Raw genomic sequence first — 18,570 nt, 5'->3', positions numbered from 1 at the left:
CTCCGCAGCCCCGCAGCCCCCGCGGCCCCCGCGGCCCGACAGGCCCCCAGTCCTTCGGCCCTCAGCCCGGCTGACCCTCACTCCCCCGACCCTCGGCCCGGCTGACCCTCAGTCCCTCGACCCGACAGGCCCTCAGTCCCTCAACCCGGCCAACCCTCAGCCCTCAACCGTGCTAACCCTCAGTCCCTCAGCCCGGCTAACCCTCGGTTACCCAGCCCCAGCGGGTGCGGAGCCAGTTCAGCGTGGCGCGCCGTGACTGCTCGCGGCGGTCCTGGAGGTGCGGCGCGTGTGCGGGACCGGGTTGCGCCGCCGTGCGCGTCCAGTAGCCAGCCAGCGCCACCAGCAGCGCGTCCACCTGCTCAGGCGGCGCGTCCCTGCCCAGGGGTTGTTTGGTGAAGACCTCCTCGGGGTCGGGCTCGCCCAGGTCGGACTCCAGCAGCAGGCACACCAGGTCGGTCCAAGGCGGTCCGGCGCAGGCGCGGCCCCAGTGCGAACATGGCCATCTGGAACAGCGCGCAGTACTCCTCCGGCTCCCGTTCGTCCTCGAAGTTCGACTCTTCGATCACGCCATTCACGGGATCACACGCCGGCGGCCGAGACAACCGGTTCGACGCGGCTTTCCCTGCCGGATGCGCTACCGGAGCACCTCGACGGTGCCGCGTTCGCCGTCAACCCTGATTCGGTCGCCGTCGCGCACCCGCATGGTCGCGTTGCCGGTGCCGACGACGGCGGGGATGCCGAGTTCGCGGGCCACGATGGAGGCGTGCGACAGCGGCGCCCCCATGTCGGTGACGACGGCGGCGGCGCGGGGGAACATCGGGGTCCAGCCGACGTTGGTGAGCGTGGTGACGAGTATCTCGCCGGGCTGGAGCCGGTCGCCGTCCTCGGGCCCGGCGATCACGCGGGCGACGCCCTCGACCACGCCGGGCGCGCCGGGGAAGCCGGTGATGGCATCGCGCTCGGCCACGGAAGGCACGGAAGGTACAGAAGGCACAGAAGGCACAGAAGGCACAGAAGGCACGGAAGGCGCGGAAGGCGCGGTGGCGCGGGCGTCGTACAGGTCGGCGCGGCGGGCGGGGTCGGCGGCCCAGCGTACGGGGTCGAACGGCCCGACGATCAGCGCCGGGTACGGCGGCAGGGCCGCATACCGCTCGTACGTGGCCCGCCGCGACGGCACCTTCTCCAGGACGGACCGGTCGCCGCGCAGGAGATCGAGCAGCTCGTCCAGGTAGAGGTAGAAGACGTCGTCGCCGGCCCCGGACAGCTCGCCCGCCCGTACGGTGAAGGCGCGCAGCACCCAGAACGTGCGGACCGATTCGGAGCGTGCGGATTCCCGGTCGCGCACGACGGCGCTCCACCGCCGCACCCGCGCCCGCATCGGGGCGGCCTTGCGCGGGTGGCTGCGGGCGAAGCGGGCCCACGCCTCCTCCCTGGCGGCGCGCTGGCGTTCCAGCAGCGCCTCGGTGTCTTTCCGCAGGTCGCGCAGGCCGGCGAGCTGGGCGTCGATCCACTGCGCGTCCTCGCCGGGCCGCGGGAAGGACACCTCGAACTCGTGCGGGCCGCGATGCCCGTACGTGCGGGCGAACTCGTCCCTGCCGATCTCGCCGGCGGCCAGCTTGGACAGGCCGGTGAGCAGGCCCATGCTGGCCAGCCCGCCGTCGGCGTTGACGCCGGTCAGCATGGCTTCGGCGTCGATGTCGCCGACCAGGTCGCGCAGCCGGTGGCGGGTCATGACGAGGGTGGCGTTGCCCTGACGTCCTGCGGCCTCCAGCATCTGGAAGGAGGTGACCGCGTGCGGCCTGATCTCGCGTTCCCACAGGTCGGCCAGCTCGACGGGGGTGGCGGTGGCGGCGACGCGCTCGCGCAGCTCCTCGCACCGGGCGGGCGAGGCGGCGAGGAACGCGTGCATGGTCTTGATGTTGCGGCGGACGCGCCGCCGGATGCCGACGGCCACGGGCAGCACCCGCCTGATGATCTCCCACCGTGACAGGCCGACCAGCGGCACGTCCAGGCCGGGCGGCAGCTTGCCGAAGATCTGCTCGATCGCGCCGAGCAGCCGCCGCACGCCGATGGCGGTGGCGACGGAGTGGACGACGCTGAGGTTCATGTAGAACCGGCCGCCGATGTTGCCGACGAGGTCGAAGCCGGGCAGGGTGCTCGCCGACATGGCCTCGGCGATGAACAGCCGCACGTACGACCAGGTGATGGGGGTCATCACGTCGGGGATGGCCTCGCCCAGGTTGCCGCCGGTCCACAGGTGGCCGCCCTTGAGGCTGTCGTTCCACTCCTCCAGCGGCGCGGGGAGCCCGGTGATGGGGCGGGCCTGGACGATGGCGAACGCGCCGTCGCGCCTGGCCCACTCGATGTCCATGGGGACGCCGTACAGCGCCTGGATACGGGCGCCGAGCCCGGCCAGCGTCTCGGCTTCGGCGTCGTCAAGCACGGGCGCGGCGCGCCGCTCCTCGGGGACCGGGCGCTCCTCGGTGCCGGTGGCGGTGCGCACGGTCATGACCTTCTTGTCTCCGGTACGCGACTCGGCGACCCGGCCGCCGCGCACCGTGATCACGTCGGGCGTGACCTGCCCGCCGACGACGGCCTCGCCGAGCCCCCACGAGGCGTTGATGACGGTCGCGTCGCGGTCGCCGCTGACCGGGTCGGCGGTGAACAGCACGCCGGCCGCGTCGGCGTCCACCAGCTTCTGGACGACGACGGCCAGCGCCACGTCGTCGTGCGGCACGCCCTGCCGGTCGCGGTAGGCGATGGCGCGGGGGTTCCACAGCGAGGCCCAGCACCGCCTGACCGCGTCCAGCAGCGCGCCGGGGCCTTTGACGTTGAGGAAGGAGTCCTGCTGGCCGGCGAACGACATGCCGGGCAGGTCCTCGGCGGTGGCGGACGAGCGCACGGCCACGGGCACACCGTCGCCGAGCTCCGCGTACGCGCGCAGGATCGGTTCCGCGAGCCGCTCGGGCACCTCGCGGGCGGCGAACAGCGCCGGGATCGAGCCGGGGTCGCCGGCGGCGGCGCGCAGGATCTCGTCGCGGAAGCCCGCGACGAACGCGCGGTAGGCGTCGGTGGTGATGCAGAACCCACCGGGGACGGGCAGCCCGGCCCTGCTCAGCCGGGCCAGCGACGCGCCTTTGCCGCCGGCGGTGGCGAGGTCGGCGGCGGGGTCGTCGAGGGGGAGCACGGCGCGCATCTCATGCCTCCAGGGAAAGGGCCAGCTTGCGCTGGGCGGCCTCGGCCATGCCGTCGAGAAGGCGGCGGGTGGCGAGCGCGACGACCTGCTCGCCGCCGGGCGGCAGCGGTTCGCCGATGCCGAGCGCCCGGTCGATGGTGGTGGCGACCAGCTCGGCGATCCGCTCGTCGGGCAGTTTCGCGTCCTCGGGCCTGACGTCCGGCAGGAACAGGAACCCGTAGACGATCGAGGAGATGACGATCACCTGGTCGCGCGGCTCTCCGTGGACGGCGCCGATCGCGGCCAGCTCTTCGACGTACGCGTCGAGCGGCCCGCCGAGCGGGAGCTGCGGCCCGCTCTCGCGCTTGCGGCGGGCGAGCTTGCCGAGCACCTCGGAGTCACCGCGCAGCATGGCCCGCATGAGCGGCCTGCCGAGCAGCGTCAGCGCGAAGCGGCCGAACAGCTCGCCCGGCGTGGTGAACCCGCACTCGGGCTCGCGCTCGCGCAGCTCGGCCACCGTGTGAACCCGCTCGCGCCGCAGCAGCGCGGTGAACAGCTCGTCGCGGGTCTTCCAGTGCAGGTAGATGGTGCCTTTGGCGACGCCGGCGCGCTGGGCGACGTCGTCGATCGTGGTCTTGTCGTACCCCCACTTGAGTATCAGCTCGGTGGCCGCGTCGAGGATCCGGTGCGCCCGTTCCAGCCGGCGCGCCGGATCCTGCGGTGGCCGTCCAGCCCTGCCCATGATGAACTCACCTCATTTGTTTGACCAAATGAGGCTATTCAGTCATTTAATTGTGCGCAAGCGGAGGCTCACCCGATCTTGCTGAGCAGCGCCTCCGCTTCGGGGGCGAACGACGGGTCGCCGGTCTCGACCGCCCTGGTCAGCAGGGTGCGGGCCAGGTCCAGGTCGCCGCGCTCGTACCGGATCTCGCCCATGCGGCAGGCGGCCTCGGCGACCAGCTCGGCCTGCTCGGTCAGCCCCAGCGTCAGCTCGTAGAAGCGCAGCGCCCCGTCGCGGTCGCCCAGCCAATAGCACAGCTCGCCGAGGTGCGCCGCCGCGAGCCCGGACTCGGAGTCGCCCGAGTCGATCACCCGCTGGTACCAGGTCAGCGCCTCGGGGAAGTCGCGCTCGCGCTTGGCCAGCGCGCCCAGGTACATCGCGGCCAGCGCGCTGATGTGCCCGTCCGCCTCCTCGGCCGCCCTGCGGTACCAGGCGCGCGCCTGCGCCGCGTCCTCGTCGTGGTACGTCTGCCCGAGCGCGATCATCGCCCGTGCCGCGAGGTCGGCGTCGCCGGACTCCAGCACCCGCAGGTAGACCTCGCGGCCCTCGTCCACCCGCCCGGCGTCGGCGAGGCGCTGGGCGTACAGGGTGAGCGCGGTCGGATCGCCGTCCCGCGCCGCCTCGCGCAGCGTGCGCAGCGACGCCTCCAGGTCGCCCTGCTGCTCCTGCAGCATGCCGAGCAGGCCGCCGAACACGCCGCGCGCCGGGCTTTCGGCGTCGCGCGCCTGCCGCTCGGCCAGGGAGTAGACGGCCTCGGTGTCGCCGTCGGCGTCCAGCAGCTCCAGGAGCCGGCCGTCCGCGACGAATCGCACGTCGGGGTCGTCGTGGCGGCTCAGCCGCTCGTACGTCTCCCGCGCCCGGCCCTTCTCGCCCAGCTCGGCCAGCCGCTGAGCCGCCTCCAGCTCCGCGTACGGGCCGGTCCCGGCCAGCGCGAAGTAGCCGGGCACCGCGTCGGGGTCGGCGCACCGGCCGCCCAGCGCGCGGGCGGTGTCGGCGGCCCGCTCGCCCATCAGCGCGAGCGCCCGCTGCGCCAGCGCGTGCTCGCCGCGCTCGCACGCCTCGTGCGACAGGCCGGTCAGCGACTCGATCCCCAGGTCGTCCACGGGGGTGCCGAGGGCCAGCGCGAACGCCTGGGCGGCGGCGCCGAGGTCGCCGTCCTCGTACGCGAGCACGCCGAGCCGCACGCCCGCGCGGCCCACGGCGGCCGGGTGCCCGGAGCCCGCCGCGACGCGCAGCTCGCGCGCGGCCCCTGCGCGGTCGCCCAGCTCCTCCAGCACGCCCGCCAGGTCCACGCGCAGGGAGGCGGCCAGCTCGCCGGGCGCGGCCTCGACGCCCCGCGCGAACGCGGCGGCCGCCTCCTCCTTGCGGCCCCTGAGCGCCAGCGAGGCTCCCCGCGCCCAGTGGCCCGTGGCCGCCGTCTCCGGGTCGCCGCTCTCCACCGCCAGGGCTGCCTCGGTCTCGAGTGTGTCGTGGTCCTGCTCGCGTACGAGGAGGGTGAGCAGCTCGCGGCGGGACTCCAGGTCGCCGCTCGCCGCCGCTCCCTCCAGCACCTCGCGGGCCCGCTCCGGCTCGCCGCGCTGCTGGAGCAGCCGGGCGGCCAGCGCTCCGGTACGGGGCAGCCCGGCCATCGCGGCCTCGACCGCACCGTCCGGGTCGCTGCGGCGGTGGCGGACGATCGCGATGTCGTGCCAGGCCACGGCCGCCGCCTCCGGATGCTCGGCGGCCCGCAGGAAGAACAGCTCGGACCTGCAGTGGTCGCCGTCGGCGGCCAGCAGCGCGCCGAGCTCGAACGCGGCCCTCGCCTCGCCGTCCGCGACGAGCGGGCGCAGCAGCCGCTCCGCCTGGTCCCTGTCGAGGTCGGTGGCCACGTCCAGGACGTGACCGACCGCCTCGTCGCGTTCGGGCCCCTCGGGGATCTCGGCCAGCAGGGCGTGCACGCGGGCCACGTCACCGTCCCGCAGCGCGAACAGCAGCGCCGCCAGCGGACGCGAGCCGGTCAGCTCGGCCAGCGCCGCCTCCGCGCCCGCCCGATCGCCCTCGGCGTCCAGCACCCACGGCAGCTCGTCGGCCGCCGCCCTGCCGAGCAGGTGCCGCGCCGTCGCCCCGACCAAGCGCTGCGCCCGGACCTTCGCCGGCACCGCCGTCCTGCCGTCCGGCGACGACGCCGTGCTGCTGCCCGTGGGCGCCGCCGTGCCGCCATCCGCCGCCGGCATCGATTCTTTGCCTTCCGCAGGCGCGGACGTGCCGGCGTCCGCCAGGGCCGCCGCGCGTTCCAGCGCGAACTCCGCCGACTCGGCGTCCCCGGCGGCCCGCAGGCTGCGGCCGGCGACGAGCATGGTCTCCGCCTCCGAGCCGGGGTCGAGGGCCGCCGCGCGTTCGAAGGCCGCCTTGGCCTCCTCCAGCTCTCCGGTCTCGGCCAGCAGCACGCCGAGCAGGCGCTCCGCACGCGCCGTCGCGGGCACCCGCCAGGGGCCGCGCACGTCCGCGCCGCGCTCCGGAGCGCCGTCCTGCAAGACAGCGCCGTCCTGCGAGACAGCGCCGTCCTGGGAGGCGGGGTCCCGGGAAGCGGGATCTTGGGAGGCGGCAGCGTCCTGGGCGGCGGCGGTCAGGGTGGCGAGGGCCGCAGGGGCGTCGCCGCGTTCGTGCAGCCGCTCGGCCACCAGCACCGGGCCGTCGGCGCCGAACGAGGCGGTCAGCCGCTCCAAAGCGTCCGGCACCCGGCCGGCGTCCACGAGCGTCCGCCCGAGCAGGAGCGCCGCGTCCCGGTCGTCGCCGGGCAGGCGGGAGAGCACGTTCACGGCCTCGTCGTGCTCCCCGAGGTCGTGCAGCAGCGCACCGGCCGCACGCAGCGCCAGCCGGTCCAGCTCCTCGTCCTCGCCCAGCCCCGCCAGGTACGCCATGACCGCCCCGCGCGGATCGCCCGCGTCGCTGCGCAGCGCGCCGAGCAGGCAGGCGGCGTGCTGGCGCGGCACCGGATGCCCGGACTCGACCGCCAGCGACAGCGCGCCGTCGGCCGCCTCGATCTCCCCGAGGTGCCGCCAGGCGCCCGCGCACTCGATGGCCAGCCGGGTCGCCATCGACCCCGCATCGCCCTCGGGCATCGCCCGCGCGGCGGCGGCGAAGTCCCGGTCGAGCACCAGCCTGCCGAACCCGCTCAGCTCGTCCGTCCCCAGGTCGAGCGCGGCCCGCGCGCCCGCCACGTCGTCCAGCCTGAGCCGGGTGACGGCCAGCGGCAGCGCGGCGCGCTCCGTCTCGCCCTCGGCGATGAGCCGTTCGTGCAGCCGGCAGGCGGCGAGCAGGTCGCCCTGCCGCTCGTAGATCTCGGCCAGCGCGGCGGCGGCCTCCAGCCGCAGCCCGCGGTGCGGGCCTTGGAGGACGCTTTCGTACGCCGCCCGCGCCCGCCCGGGATCGTCATCGGCCACCAGCCCGCCGAGCGTGGCGCCCACCCATGGGGCCAGCGCGGGATGCCCGTCGGCGTAGGCGCGTTCCAGCAGCTCGGTGGCCTGCCGCCGGTCGCTCAGCACCTCCTTGCCGAGCACCGCCGCGTACGACAGGGCCAGCGGGTCACCGCTGTTCGCCGCCGACAGGAACAGCTCGGCCGCCTCGGACGGGTCGTAGCCGGTGGAGACCAGCACGTGCGCGAAGACGGCGGTGCCGAGCGCCGCGACGGCCGGATCGAGGTGCTCGGTGGCGGCGCGGTAGCCGTGCAGGCCCTCGTCCCTGCCCAGCCACTGGTGGTCGAGCAGGGCGTTCAAGACGGGGTGCGGCTCCTCGCCGGAGGCGTGCAGCAGCTGCAGCAGGACCGCCGCCTGGAAGCCCTGCGGCACGTCGTCGCCCTCGGCCACGTACGTCAGCAGCTCGTCGGCCTGCTCGGGGTCGCCCTCGCGCAGCTCGAGCCCGGCCAGCGCGACCATGGCGCGCGGCGCCTGGACGGGCGCGCCGGAGTCGGCGGCACCGCGCAGCAGCCGCCTGGCCTCGGCCAGGTCGCCTTCGCGCAGCCTGGCCAGGCCCTCGTCGACGTCGTTGAGCGCCTGCTCGGTCACGGGGTCTTCGGGCGGCCGCCGCCGGGCGTCGTGTTCGAGCAGCAGCGTGGCCTTGAACGCGGTGTCGGGGTCGGCGTTCCCGGCCGCCAGCCTGGCCAGCTCCATGGCTTCGTCGCGTATCTCGGGCCGCTGCTCGATCAGCATGCCGAGCAGGGTGACGCAGGCGGAGGACCATTCGCACTCGCCCGCCTCCAGCACGGCCCTGATCGCGGCCAGCGCGGGTGCGCTCTCCCCCGCCTCGGTGTGGAGCTGCGCCAGGCAGGCCTGGGCCTGCAGGGCGTGCTCGCGATGGCCGCTGGCGATGACCCGGTTGAAGATCGCCCTGGTCTCCTCGTCGTCGCCGAGCTGCGCGGTGACCTTGGCCAGCTCGATGAGGGAGGGCAGCCGGACCTCGGGGTCGGGGTGCTCGGCGGCGACGCGGTAGGCGGCGGCGGACTCGGCGGACTCGCCGAGATCGACGAGCACCGCGCCGAGCAGGTTGTGCGCCATGGCGCGGTGGTCGGGGGTTCCGACGGCGATGGCGTGCTCGCAGACGGCGCGGGCCTCGGCGAAGTCGCCCGCGTCGGCGTACATGCGGTAGAGCTGGAACGCGGCCAGCGACACCACTTCGGGGTCGCCGCAGGTCAGCAGCGCGCGGTAGTCGTCCTCGGTCTCTGCGGCGTCGTACAGCTCCTTGGGCGGGGCCTGCGCGGGCGGGAACTCGGGCAGCTCGAGCCGGGCGGCCAGCTCGGCCACGGCGGGGCTGTCACACCGGCGGGCCCGTTCGAGCGCCTCCTGCGCGCCCGCCGCGTCGCCGAGCTGCGTGCAGACCAGGACCAGCGCCGTGTCGGCGAGCGCGGCCACCTCGAAGTCGGCGCCGTCCGAGGCGATCATCAGCACGCGGTGCGCCGCCGCCCACTCCTTGGCGTTGACGAGCATCATGCCCATCGCCATGGCCGAGCGCTGCCCGAACACCGGGTCGCCCGACTGGATCACCGCGCGGTGCGCCGCCTCCGCGCCGTCGAGATCTCCTTGCTCCTGCAACAAGCCGGCCAGCAGGTGGGACGCCTCGGGGTCCCCCGTCGCCGCGATCTGCCTGAACAGCGCGGCGGCCTGGTCGAGATCTCCGGCTCTCCAGTGGCTCATGGCCGCGTCGAGCTGCTCTGACGCCATTCCTCACTCCAAAGTCATCGAATATCGTGAAAAAGCTACACATGTGTCACTCACGTCACACCGCAATTGGAGATCTCCGGTACGCCCGCGAAGCGGACGGGGAGCGCCGTAGCGTAGAGCGCATGGGCAGAGCGTTCTGGATCGACCAGGAGTTCGACAGAGACCGTGATGGGCGCTATGCCGTGCACGTGAGGAAGAACCTCGACGAGTTCGAGTGGGGCGACATCGCGCCCGTACGGTTCGCCTGCACCGCGTGGCGGCTGGCCACGCCGCCCTCCCTCGACCCCGGCTTCGTCCGCTGGGACCGCCGCGTCCTCGAGGCCACCTGCCACCGCAACACCTGGGACGGCAGCCTGTACGCCCGGGTGCGCATCGTCTCCCCGCTGCCCGAGGAGCTGCGCCGCGACCGCACGTGGTGGCGCGACCGCGGCTGGACGGGCTGGCAGGAGACCTTCGGCCAGTACGTCGAACCCACCCAGCAGGACCTCGCCCGGCTGCCGTTCCTGCGCGCGTCCCTGCTGGTGGAGGCGCCGCTGCCGCTCGACGGCCTGCCGCCGGAGCCTGAAGGCCCGCACGAGGAGGTCGAGCAGAGCGCACACCGCGCGGTGACCGTGCTGGCCCGCGAGCTCGACGCCCTCGTCTCCCCGGTGCTCGCCCAGCTCGGCTGACCGGGTGTCTCGGGAGCCGCGCGCATGCGCGATCCTCCGCCGGGTAGCGGCAGGCGCATGAGACCGGTGATCGCCGTATCGGCCCTGACCCTGCCCCTTGCTCTGGGCGCGGGGACGGGCTGCGCCGTGGACACGGCCGCTCCCGCGCGCGCCGCGCTGCGCTTTTACGCCGCGCTCTCCGCCCACCGGGAGGAGGCCGCGTGCGCGCTGCTCGCCCGCAGGACCGCAGAGAGACTCCCCGACCGGGGCCAGAGCTGCGCCGACGCGCTGCGCGAGCTGCGGCTCGGCCCCGCAGGCGCGGTCACCGAGGTGAGCGTGTGGGGCGACGAGGCGCTGGTACGGCTGCGCGGCGACACGCTCTTCCTGCACCGCTACGCCGACGGCTGGCAGGTCAGGGCGGCGGGCTGCACACCGGCCGGCGACCTGCCCTACGACTGCGAGGTGGACGACTGATGCGCACGGTGTTCACGGTGACCCTGCTGCTGATCGCGGCCGGGCTGGTCTGGTTCTTCGTCCTGGGGTGGTCGCGGCTGTGAGGTGGATCAAGGAGAACTCGCTGGCGCTGACGTTCCTCGTGCTGTTCCTGCTCGCGGTGGCCGGGCAGGCGGTGGCGGGCCTGTTCCACTACAACGACGAGCAGACGGCCCAGGGCGGCGAGCCCGTCTCGCTGTGGTCGTACGTGGCCTCCTCGTCGTACGCCGTGAACGTGGCGGAGAACTGGCAGTCGGAGTACCTGCAGTTCTTCCTGTTCATCGTGCTGACGGTCTGGCTGGTGCAGAAGGGCTCACCGGAGTCGAAGGAGCCGGGCAGGGCGGGCCGGGAGTCCGACGAGGAGCAGCGCGTCGGCCGCCACGCGGACCCGGACTCCCCACGCTGGGCCAGGGCGAAGGGGGCGCGCCTGTGGCTGTTCAGCAACTCGCTCGGGCTGGTGATGGGGCTGATCTTCCTGCTGTCGTGGCTGGCGCAGTCGGTGGCGGGGCATGCGGCCTACAACGCACAGCGGCTCAGCGGCCTGCGCGATCCGGTCACGTGGGGCTCGTACGTCACCTCGGGCGAGTTCTGGGACCGCAGCCTGCAGAACTGGCAGTCGGAGCTGCTCGCCGTGCTGTCGATGGTGGTGCTGTCGATCTATCTGCGTCAGCGCGGCTCGCCCGAGTCGAAGCCGGTGGGCGCGCCGCACGCCTCGACCAGCGTGGGGGGCTGACCGGTGATCACGGCGACGATGCGGGTGCCGGGCGCGAAGGCCCCCTGGCGGGCCAGGTCGACGATGCCGAGCATCATCTTGGCCACATAGATCCGTTCGAAGCCGTGGCGGGCGGCGAACGACTCCAGCTCGGGCGTCGTACGTGCGTAGCCGCCGAAGTGGTGGTCGAGGTCGATCGACCAGTTGCGCCACGTGCGCCCGTACGCCTCGCGCTGCAGCCTGGCCACCTCGTCCTCCAGGAACGCGGCCCCTTTCAGGACCGCGAACCCCAGCGCCCGCTTCCCTTCGGGCAGCCCCGCCGCGATGCCCGCCAGCGTGCCGCCGGTGCCGACCGGGCAGCAGATGACGTCGTAGTCGTCCTCGATCTCCCCCGGCAGCTCCGCGCACCCGCGTACGGCCGCCGCGTTGCTGCCGCCCTCGGGCAGGATCGTCACATCCTCGCCCCATTCGGCGCGCAGCCGCGCCAGCACCTCCTCGGTGTGCTTGCGCCGGTAGGTCGCGCGGTCGAGGTAGGTGAGCTTCATGCCGCAGGCGGCGGCGCGGGCCAGTACGGGGTTGAGCGGCAGGTGCTCCTCGCCCCTGATGACGCCGATCGTCTCGATGCCGTGACGCGCACCCGCCTCGGCGACGGCCCTGATGAGGTTGGAGTAGGCGCCGCCGAACGTCAGCAGCCGCGCGTGCCCGAGGTTGTACTTCAGTTTGCGCGGCTTGTTGTCGTCGTGACGCAGGAAGACCCGGACCTGGCCAAGCGCTGGATCCAGGAACTCCTCCATGGCGCTAGTCTACGGACGGGTCCATGTTGAGGAGTGTTCGCTTATGCGCGTTGTTGAAGCTTTTCGTGCCGCCTTCGGTGCGGCCCCTCAAACCGTCTGGCGCGCGCCCGGCCGCGTCAACCTGATCGGCGAGCACACCGACTACAACGACGGTTTCGTGCTCCCGTTCGCAGTGCCTTGGGGCGTCACGGCGGCGCTCACCCCGCGCGCCGACGGCAGGATCCGCCTGCTGTCGCTCCAGTCCGCCGACGGCGAGCCGGTCGTCATGGAGACCCGCGAGGAGTCGCGCGGCTGGACCCGCTACGTCGTCGGCGTCCTCGCCATGCTCGGCGACCGCGTCGCCGGCGCCGACATCGCCATCGACGGCGACGTGCCGCAGGGCGCGGGCCTGAGCTCCAGCGCCGCCCTGGAGGTGGCCGTCGCCTCCGCGCTCAACGACGTGCACGACCTCGGCATGACGCCCATGGAGCTGGCGCTGCTCAGCCAGAAGGCGGAGAACGACTTCGTCGGCATGCCCTGCGGCATCATGGACCAGGCCGCCTCGGCCCTGTGCGAGGAGGGGCACGCGCTGTTCCTCGACTGCCGCTCGCTCGGCACCCGCTCCATCCCGCTCGACCTGGCCGCACACGGCCTGAGCATCCTCATCATCGACACGCAGGTTCACCACGAGCACGCCGGCGGCGAATACGCCAAGCGCCGCGCCGAGTGCGAGTCCGCGGCGCGCAAGCTCGGCGTGACCGCGCTGCGCGACGTCACCGACCTGGCCGCCGCGCTGGAGCGGCTCCAGGGCGACGAGCGCAAGCGCACCGAGCACGTCGTCACCGAGAACCACCGCGTCGAGGCGCTGGTCGGCCTGCTGCGCGCGGGCGCCGTCACGGAGATCGGCGCGCTGCTCAACGCCTCCCACCTGTCGCTCAGGGACAAGTACGAGGTGTCGGCGCCCGAGCTGGACGTCGCCGTCGAGGCCGCGCTGAAGGGCGGCGCGCGCGGTGCGCGGATGACCGGCGGCGGCTTCGGCGGCTCGGCCATCGCGCTGGTGCCGGTCGAGCGGCTGGAGAGCGTGCAGGAGTCGGTGTCGGCCGCCTACGCCGAGCGCGGCTTCCAGGCGCCGCGCTTCCTGCCCGCCACCCCGGCGCGGGGCGCCCACCGCGTCGCCTGACGTTCGCTGACCGGCCGTCTCTGCCGGGCCGCCCCGGAGAGACGGCCGGTCACAGCGGCGGGAAGTTCGGCGGGCGGCGCTCCAGGAAGCTCGCGACGCCCTCCGCGAAGTCCGGCCGCTCGAACGAGGCCAGCATCTCGTGCACGGCCGTCTTGGCCGACTCCTCCAGCGTGGCCTCCCAGTCGTGCCACACCTGCCGCTTGATCACCGCCATCGACGCCGGGGAGCTGTGCACGGCCAGCTCCCGCGCGTACGCCAGGACCTCCTCCATCAGCGACTCCCCCGGCACCGCCCGGTTGGCCAGCCCCAGCTCGTACGCCTCCCTGCCGGTGAAGACCCGCCCCGACAGCAGGACGTCCATGGCCCGCTGCTGCCCCATCACGCGGGGCAGCACCCACGCCAGCCCGTACTCGGCGACCAGTCCGCGGCGCGCGAACGCCGTCGTCCACTTGGCCTCCTCGGCGGTGAAGACCAGGTCGCAGACGAGCGCGTGCACCATCCCCAGCCCCGCGCAGGCCCCGTTGACGGCCGCGATGATCGGCTTGCGGATCGTCGTGGGGAACGTGTTGGGGCGCGGGTCGGGCGCCGCGTCGTACGAGCCGCTTCGGATCGCGCTCAGCGTCTTGAAGTCGGCGCCGGAGCAGAACCCCTTGCCCGCGCCGGTGACCACCACCACCCGCACGCCCGGATCGGACTCGGCCTCGGCCAGCAGGTCGAAGTAGCGCCGGCCCATCGCGTCGGTCCACGCGTTGAGCGTCTCCGGCCGGTTGAAGGTGAGGGTCAGCACGCCCTGGTCGTCGAGCGAGGAGAGCACGAGTTCCGCCATGCCCCCAACAGAACCATGTTCTAGCCCGGGAAGGCAAGGACACGGTGATCAGTCGTGGTGGACGAAGGTGGGGGTCAGGACGCGGGTGTCGTAGTAGCGATGGAAGACCGGGGTGGCGCTGCCGGACATCGGCGGCACGATCCACGACCAGTCCGCCGGGCAGACCCGGCCCGCCTTCTCCTCCCGTTCCAGGTGGGTGAGGAAGCGGCGCGACTCGGTGTGGTGGTCGGTCATGGTCACCCCGGCCCGCTCGAACGAGTGCAGCACCGCCACGTTCAGCTCCACCATGGCGTGGTCGCGCCACAGGGAGCGCTCGGTCGAGGTGTCCAGGCCGAGCCGCTCGGCCACCACGGGCAGCAGGTTGTACCTGGCCTCGTCGCCCAGGTTGCGCGCACCGATCTCGGTCCCCATGTACCAGCCGTTGAACGGCGCGCACGGGTAGCACAGGCCGCCGATCTCCAGGCACATGTTCGAGATGGCCGGTACGGCGTGCCAGCGCAGCCCCAGCTCCGCGAACCACGGGTACTCGGGATGCGTCAGCGGCACCTCCAGCACGGCGTCGCCAGGCAGGTTGCACAGCAGCGGGCGGCCGCGGCCCGGGTGGATGATCAGCGGCAGCACGTCGAACATGCCGCCCCCGCCCTGCCAGCCCAGCGCCTGCGCGGCCTCGGTGAGCGCCACGTTCGCCGGGTCGCCCACAACGCCGTCAGGGGTGCGGTAGCCGGCGTACCGGATGAGCTGATCGTTGACGATTCGCGGGGCGCGCATGGTGGGCGTGTCGGGCGGCAGCACGGTGATCGTCGGCCTGATCTTGCCCCGGCCGACGCCCTTCCCGGAGCCGGTGACTCCCCCGGCGTCTGCGCCGGGGCATCCGCCGGAGCCGGGGCCTGCGGCGGGACTCCTGCCGATGCCGGAGGCTTTGCCGGAGCCGGTGGCGGCGCGCAGGTGCGCGACGCACTCCAGCGCCACGCCCTCGGCCGTGTGCACGTCGCGGCGGTCGCGGACCTTGAGCGAACGCCAGTACAGCCGGCCGATGCAGCGGTTGCTGTTGCGCCAGGCCACCCGGGCGCCGAATTCCAGCTCCTCGTAGGTGTGCGTGTAGGTCCCGTAGCGGGCCACGTCTCTGGCCACGTCACGGAGCCTGGCCTGCAGGCCGCCGACCGAGGGGTTCTCGGCGTGGAAGAGCCTGATGAAGCGCTCCGCCTCGCGGAGGTCGATGGTGCGCCCGTTCACCGTCCTGGAGACGGGCGCGTCGAAGGGACGTAGGGACCTGATCCAGGTAGTCACGCGGCAACCAGCACTTCCCGGTCATCGGATCGCCCCGCCGATTCCGGGTCGGCGACACGTCCTGCCGGAGGCGCCCTCTCCCCGCCTCCACGACTTCTGCCCGCGGCTCCGGTCATGACGACCGGCTCCGCCATCCTGCCGCCCCGGCCCACGCCTTGTCCCGCGAATCACGAAATCCCGTCACCATCGCACTACATAACGTGAAAATCGGGACCCAGCCGCCTTTCCCCGCCGAGCAGACCAGGACCACCCCTCGGCAACGTGACCCAGATCACTCTCGAGAAGGCACTCGATCAGAGGCCGGCGCACGCCGAATCGCCTCCCCACGAGACGTCCGAGCGCGCCGAACGTGACGCAGATCACGTCCGCGAGGACGGCCCGGCCGCTTCCGATCCGGCCCGGCGCGAGACGGTTCGCCGCCCCGGAAGGACTTCGGAGGGGCGCCGATGCCGCCCGGGGTGACGAAGATCACTTATCGTCGGGGGCCCGAGCGTCTCGAAGATCGGCGCAGCCGGCCGATATGGGCCATGTCGCCGCCGCGCATGAGCGCGTAGCCGATCACGGAGGAGGCGGCGGATTCCGCACGGCGCCCATCGGGCGGAGCGCTCGGCGACGGTGCGAAACCCCTGGAAACGGCGGCCGGAACCACGAGGGCCGGGCCGGACGGCCGTGGAAACGGCGGCCGGGACCACGAGGGCCGGGCCGGACGGCCCTGGAAACGACGGCCGGGACCACGAGGGCCGGGCCGGACGGCCCTGGAAACGACGGCTGGGACTGCGAAGACCGGGTCAGGAGGCGCTGCGAACGACTCAGGCCCCCTCACTCGTAGGTGAGAGGGCCTGAGTTACCAACCTCTTGGTTGATGGCAGCTCCCGCGATTGGACTCGAACCAATAACCTGCCGGTTAACAGCCGGCTGCTCTGCCATTGAGCTACGCGGGATCGAACCGTTTGCCCACTTCGTCGGGGCTTTTCCGGCCCCTCCGCGGTGCGCACGAATAGATTAGCGCACTCTCGGAGTGCGTGTCGCATCGTGAGCGGGGTAGGCCCGAGACAGCGGAGGTGCAACATGCGTTATCGGATGACATTCGCTGTCGGTCTGGCGATCGGCTACGTGCTGGGCAGCCGCGCCGGCCGCGAGCGCTACGAGCAGATCAAGCAGGCGGCGCAGCGCGTCGCCGACAACCCCCGGGTGCAGGAAGTGGCCGGGATCGTCGGCGCGCAGGCGTCGAAGGTCGTGGGGAAGGCCAGGACGAAGGTGGGCGATCAGCTGCAGCGGCGGATCCCGTTCCTCGGCTCGCACGAGCATCAGCCCGACACGGGCACCGGCTGGCCGGATGAGGAGAACGTCGAGCCGAAGACCCGCGAGAGCGGCATCCCGTACTGACCCCTTCTCACGAAAGTTCGCAGAAGACGGCATGGGCGTGTGCGGGCGTACACCCCCGCACGCCTGAGCCCGCCCCGCCCATGCCGCTGAAGACCCCTGAAGACCCCTAAGGGTCAGACGCCCATGCTCCGCCGCACGCCCTCCAGGGCCTGCTCGGCCTGCGCGCGCAGGCCGGGGTCGTCGGGGTCGAGCCCGTCGTCGAAGACGAGCGTCCAGCCGAGCACCTCGCCACCGGGCGGACGCCGCGCCACCAGCCGCACCCCGCCCCTGCCCGGCAGGCTGACGTGCTTGTTGACCACGATCGTGGAGTTGACCCGCTCCCGGACGGTCTCAGGCAGCAGCCGCGGGTCGGCGATGAGCTCGTGGTACTGCTCGCCGCCGGTGGTGGTCAGGTGGATGCCGGTCTCGTCCCACGACGCCCGGTCGATCTCCTCGTACGGCACCCGCGTCCCGTCGGAGAGGTGGAGCGCGAGGTTGGTGGCCACCACGTGGCCGTCGGCGGATGCGGCGAAGGTCAGCACCCGCTCGCCGCGCTCCGTCTTCAACGAGGTGCGCACGTCGGCGGGCAACCGGCGGAAAAGACTCATTGCTCCACGTTATCCGCGAGCAGGTCGAGGGTGAGCGCCGCGCTCCAGGAGAAGTCCCGGCAGCCGCGCCCGCTGCCGTCGAAGGGGTCGAAGCACTCGCGGAACCCGGCCTGCCTGACCAGGCGCAGGGTGCCGTTGGCGAGCTGGCGGCCGAGGTGGTCGAGCGAGTGCACGGCGGCGGCCCTGCGCAGCAGCCAGTTGGTGTTCACCCAGGAGGGGCCCCGCCAGTAGCGGGTGCGGTCGAACTGGGCGGCGCGGATCTCGCAGCTCGGCACGGGGTAGCCGGACGCCCCCATGAACCTGGCCGATTCCAGCGTCTCGACGGCCGCCTGGAGGTGTCCTGCGGGCAGCTCGGGGTCGAGCAGCGGACCGAACGAGCCGACCGTGCACACCTTGATGAGCCGGTCCGTACGCAGGTCCCTGGCGTAGAAGCAGCCGTCCCAGAGACGGTCGAGCAGCCCCTGCCTGATGCGCTCGGCCCGCTCGGCGTGGGGTGCGGGGTCGGCGCCCGCGAGCGGCGCCAGCTCGGCCATGGCCTGGCAGGAGGCCAGCCAGATCCCGTTGAACATCGGGTCCTCGACCGCGAACGGATGCTCGTCACGCAGGTACTCAGGGCTGTAGCCGGCGTCGCGGTAGCGCATGGCGAGCCAGACGTAGCGGTCATGGTCGCCGCCTGGGTGGCGTTCCTCCATCTCGACGGCGCGGTTGCCGTACCGGGGGGCGGGGACGGCGGTGAGCGGCTCGTCCCATGCCGGGCTGTCGTCCATGCCCGACTCCCACGGGTGCACGATCGCGGCCAGCCCCGCGCCGCCGATGTCGCGGGTGGCGGCGAGGTAGTCGTGCTGGGCGGCGAGCGCCGGGTACGTCGCGCGGACGAACGCGGCGTCGCCGGTGTGGCGGTACAGCCACCACAGCGCCAGCCCGTGCAGGGGCGGCGCGGTGAGTCCCGAGGTGAGCACGCCGGGCGCGGCGTCGTGCTCCTGCGAGCGCCAGACGGAGGGCCCGGGGAAGTACGCCTCGCGGGTGTGGAAGACGATGTGGGGCACCATCCCGGTCGCCCATTGCCCGCGCAGCAGGCTGAGCAGCTCGTCGCGGGCCCGGTCCGGCCGGTGCCTGGCCAGGCCGATCACGATGAACGCGGAGTCCCAGCTCCACTGGTGGGGATAGAGCCCCGGCGCGGGCACGGTGCCCGTGCCCGTCCAGTTCGCCTCGAGCACGGCCAGAGCCTCGCGCCCGAGCGCGGCATCGTCTACGGCAGGCCGCGCCTCCATCTTCCAACTATGACCGGGGATCCGGCGGGATGCTACGTCCGCTTGAGCATCTTCGACACGAACGCGACGCCGAAGAGGACCAGGCCGATGACGAGCGCCCATTTGAGCAGGTCGAAGACGAATCCCACGAGAGGGCCGAGCAGGAAGAGCGCGGCGATGACGGCCGCGACGATCAGAAGTACACGTCCCATGTCCGAAACGCTAAGAGATCGTTAAGTCGTTTGCAGGCGGCCAGGGGTTAGATCAGGGACAAGTCAG

Annotated in this window: 15 protein-coding genes and 1 tRNA gene; 5 read left to right on the top strand and 11 right to left on the bottom strand. The window is 73.0% G+C overall.

Annotation, left to right across the window (positions count from 1 at the left end):
- Positions 1 to 196: 196 nt before the first annotated feature.
- The 4 genes from ACFMQL_RS24690 to ACFMQL_RS24675 form a co-directional block, all read right to left on the bottom strand.
- Complete coding sequence (locus ACFMQL_RS24690; protein WP_378787203.1) at positions 197 to 448, bottom strand: hypothetical protein; 252 nt, start codon at positions 446 to 448, stop codon at positions 197 to 199.
- Positions 449 to 634: 186 nt separating this feature from the next.
- Entirely contained in the window at positions 635 to 3,196 is a 2,562-nt protein-coding gene (locus ACFMQL_RS24685; RefSeq protein WP_378787201.1) for a PEP/pyruvate-binding domain-containing protein, read from the bottom strand.
- 1 nt (position 3,197) lies between these two features.
- Positions 3,198 to 3,917, bottom strand: coding sequence for a TetR/AcrR family transcriptional regulator (locus tag ACFMQL_RS24680; RefSeq protein WP_378787200.1), 720 nt, complete (start codon positions 3,915 to 3,917; stop codon positions 3,198 to 3,200).
- Between the two features lie 68 nt (positions 3,918 to 3,985).
- Positions 3,986 to 9,151: a tetratricopeptide repeat protein gene (locus ACFMQL_RS24675; protein ID WP_378787198.1), complete on the bottom strand. Its 5,166-nt coding sequence runs from the start codon at positions 9,149 to 9,151 to the stop codon at positions 3,986 to 3,988.
- A 122-nt stretch (positions 9,152 to 9,273) separates the two neighbouring features.
- On the opposite strand from ACFMQL_RS24675, the gene ACFMQL_RS24670 reads away from it, so the two are divergent.
- The 3 genes from ACFMQL_RS24670 to ACFMQL_RS24660 all read left to right on the top strand — a co-directional run bounded on the left by ACFMQL_RS24670 (position 9,274) and on the right by ACFMQL_RS24660 (position 11,023).
- Positions 9,274 to 9,819 (top strand): hypothetical protein, encoded by a 546-nt coding sequence (locus ACFMQL_RS24670; protein WP_364056672.1) that lies wholly within the window; start codon positions 9,274 to 9,276, stop codon positions 9,817 to 9,819.
- A gap of 57 nt (positions 9,820 to 9,876) precedes the next feature.
- Entirely contained in the window at positions 9,877 to 10,272 is a 396-nt protein-coding gene (locus tag ACFMQL_RS24665; RefSeq protein WP_378787196.1) for a hypothetical protein, read from the top strand.
- A gap of 79 nt (positions 10,273 to 10,351) precedes the next feature.
- Positions 10,352 to 11,023, top strand: a complete 672-nt coding sequence (locus tag ACFMQL_RS24660) for a DUF6766 family protein (RefSeq protein ID WP_378787194.1) — start codon at positions 10,352 to 10,354, stop codon at positions 11,021 to 11,023.
- Here the strand turns inward: ACFMQL_RS24660 and ACFMQL_RS24655 are convergent.
- The gene (locus tag ACFMQL_RS24655; RefSeq protein WP_378787193.1) at positions 10,957 to 11,796 is read right to left on the bottom strand and encodes a 1-aminocyclopropane-1-carboxylate deaminase/D-cysteine desulfhydrase; all 840 of its coding nucleotides are present in this window, start codon (positions 11,794 to 11,796) and stop codon (positions 10,957 to 10,959) included. The genes ACFMQL_RS24660 and ACFMQL_RS24655 overlap by 67 nt on opposite strands.
- A gap of 43 nt (positions 11,797 to 11,839) precedes the next feature.
- Here ACFMQL_RS24655 and galK point away from each other — a divergent pair, with 43 nt between their 5' ends.
- Complete coding sequence (gene galK, locus ACFMQL_RS24650) at positions 11,840 to 12,955, top strand: galactokinase (protein WP_364056681.1); 1,116 nt, start codon at positions 11,840 to 11,842, stop codon at positions 12,953 to 12,955.
- A gap of 49 nt (positions 12,956 to 13,004) precedes the next feature.
- On the opposite strand, the gene ACFMQL_RS24645 is transcribed toward galK, so the two are convergent.
- The 3 genes from ACFMQL_RS24645 to ACFMQL_RS24635 form a co-directional block, all read right to left on the bottom strand.
- The gene (locus ACFMQL_RS24645; protein WP_364056684.1) at positions 13,005 to 13,781 is read right to left on the bottom strand and encodes an enoyl-CoA hydratase-related protein; all 777 of its coding nucleotides are present in this window, start codon (positions 13,779 to 13,781) and stop codon (positions 13,005 to 13,007) included.
- Positions 13,782 to 13,829: 48 nt separating this feature from the next.
- Positions 13,830 to 15,068 (bottom strand): nitric oxide synthase oxygenase, encoded by a 1,239-nt coding sequence (locus ACFMQL_RS24640; RefSeq protein ID WP_378787187.1) that lies wholly within the window; start codon positions 15,066 to 15,068, stop codon positions 13,830 to 13,832.
- 869 nt (positions 15,069 to 15,937) lie between these two features.
- A tRNA-Asn gene (locus ACFMQL_RS24635) sits at positions 15,938 to 16,009 on the bottom strand.
- Between the two features lie 127 nt (positions 16,010 to 16,136).
- On the opposite strand from ACFMQL_RS24635, the gene ACFMQL_RS24630 reads away from it, so the two are divergent.
- Entirely contained in the window at positions 16,137 to 16,454 is a 318-nt protein-coding gene (locus tag ACFMQL_RS24630) for a YtxH domain-containing protein (RefSeq protein WP_364056690.1), read from the top strand.
- Positions 16,455 to 16,567: 113 nt separating this feature from the next.
- Here ACFMQL_RS24630 and ACFMQL_RS24625 read toward each other — a convergent pair whose 3' ends face one another.
- From ACFMQL_RS24625 to ACFMQL_RS24615, 3 genes are read right to left on the bottom strand one after another with little or no spacing between them, the layout of a single operon-like run.
- Complete coding sequence (locus tag ACFMQL_RS24625; RefSeq protein WP_364056693.1) at positions 16,568 to 17,041, bottom strand: hypothetical protein; 474 nt, start codon at positions 17,039 to 17,041, stop codon at positions 16,568 to 16,570.
- Positions 17,038 to 18,312, bottom strand: a complete 1,275-nt coding sequence (locus ACFMQL_RS24620) for a hypothetical protein (RefSeq protein ID WP_364056696.1) — start codon at positions 18,310 to 18,312, stop codon at positions 17,038 to 17,040. Before ACFMQL_RS24620 ends, ACFMQL_RS24625 begins: the two co-directional genes overlap by 4 nt.
- A 32-nt stretch (positions 18,313 to 18,344) precedes the next feature.
- Positions 18,345 to 18,503: a hypothetical protein gene (locus tag ACFMQL_RS24615; RefSeq protein ID WP_364056699.1), complete on the bottom strand. Its 159-nt coding sequence runs from the start codon at positions 18,501 to 18,503 to the stop codon at positions 18,345 to 18,347.
- Positions 18,504 to 18,570: the final 67 nt, after the last annotated feature.

The organism is Nonomuraea fastidiosa (assembly GCF_042751225.1).
GTDB classification, from domain to species: Bacteria; Actinomycetota; Actinomycetes; order Streptosporangiales; family Streptosporangiaceae; genus Nonomuraea; species Nonomuraea fastidiosa.
This window is presented reverse-complemented; position numbering and strand designations above follow the sequence as displayed.

Coding starts and splice junctions, on each gene's coding strand:
- ACFMQL_RS24645 (WP_364056684.1), bottom strand. CDS start 13,781: ATGGCGGAACTCGTGCTCTCCTCGCTCGACGACCAGGGCGTGCTGACC.
- ACFMQL_RS24625 (WP_364056693.1), bottom strand. CDS start 17,041: ATGAGTCTTTTCCGCCGGTTGCCCGCCGACGTGCGCACCTCGTTGAAG.
- ACFMQL_RS24680 (WP_378787200.1), bottom strand. CDS start 3,917: ATGGGCAGGGCTGGACGGCCACCGCAGGATCCGGCGCGCCGGCTGGAA.
- ACFMQL_RS24615 (WP_364056699.1), bottom strand. CDS start 18,503: ATGGGACGTGTACTTCTGATCGTCGCGGCCGTCATCGCCGCGCTCTTC.
- ACFMQL_RS24620 (WP_364056696.1), bottom strand. CDS start 18,312: ATGGAGGCGCGGCCTGCCGTAGACGATGCCGCGCTCGGGCGCGAGGCT.
- ACFMQL_RS24665 (WP_378787196.1), top strand. CDS start 9,877: ATGAGACCGGTGATCGCCGTATCGGCCCTGACCCTGCCCCTTGCTCTG.
- ACFMQL_RS24685 (WP_378787201.1), bottom strand. CDS start 3,196: ATGCGCGCCGTGCTCCCCCTCGACGACCCCGCCGCCGACCTCGCCACC.
- galK (WP_364056681.1), top strand. CDS start 11,840: ATGCGCGTTGTTGAAGCTTTTCGTGCCGCCTTCGGTGCGGCCCCTCAA.
- ACFMQL_RS24630 (WP_364056690.1), top strand. CDS start 16,137: ATGCGTTATCGGATGACATTCGCTGTCGGTCTGGCGATCGGCTACGTG.
- ACFMQL_RS24670 (WP_364056672.1), top strand. CDS start 9,274: ATGGGCAGAGCGTTCTGGATCGACCAGGAGTTCGACAGAGACCGTGAT.
- ACFMQL_RS24675 (WP_378787198.1), bottom strand. CDS start 9,151: ATGGCGTCAGAGCAGCTCGACGCGGCCATGAGCCACTGGAGAGCCGGA.
- ACFMQL_RS24655 (WP_378787193.1), bottom strand. CDS start 11,796: ATGGAGGAGTTCCTGGATCCAGCGCTTGGCCAGGTCCGGGTCTTCCTG.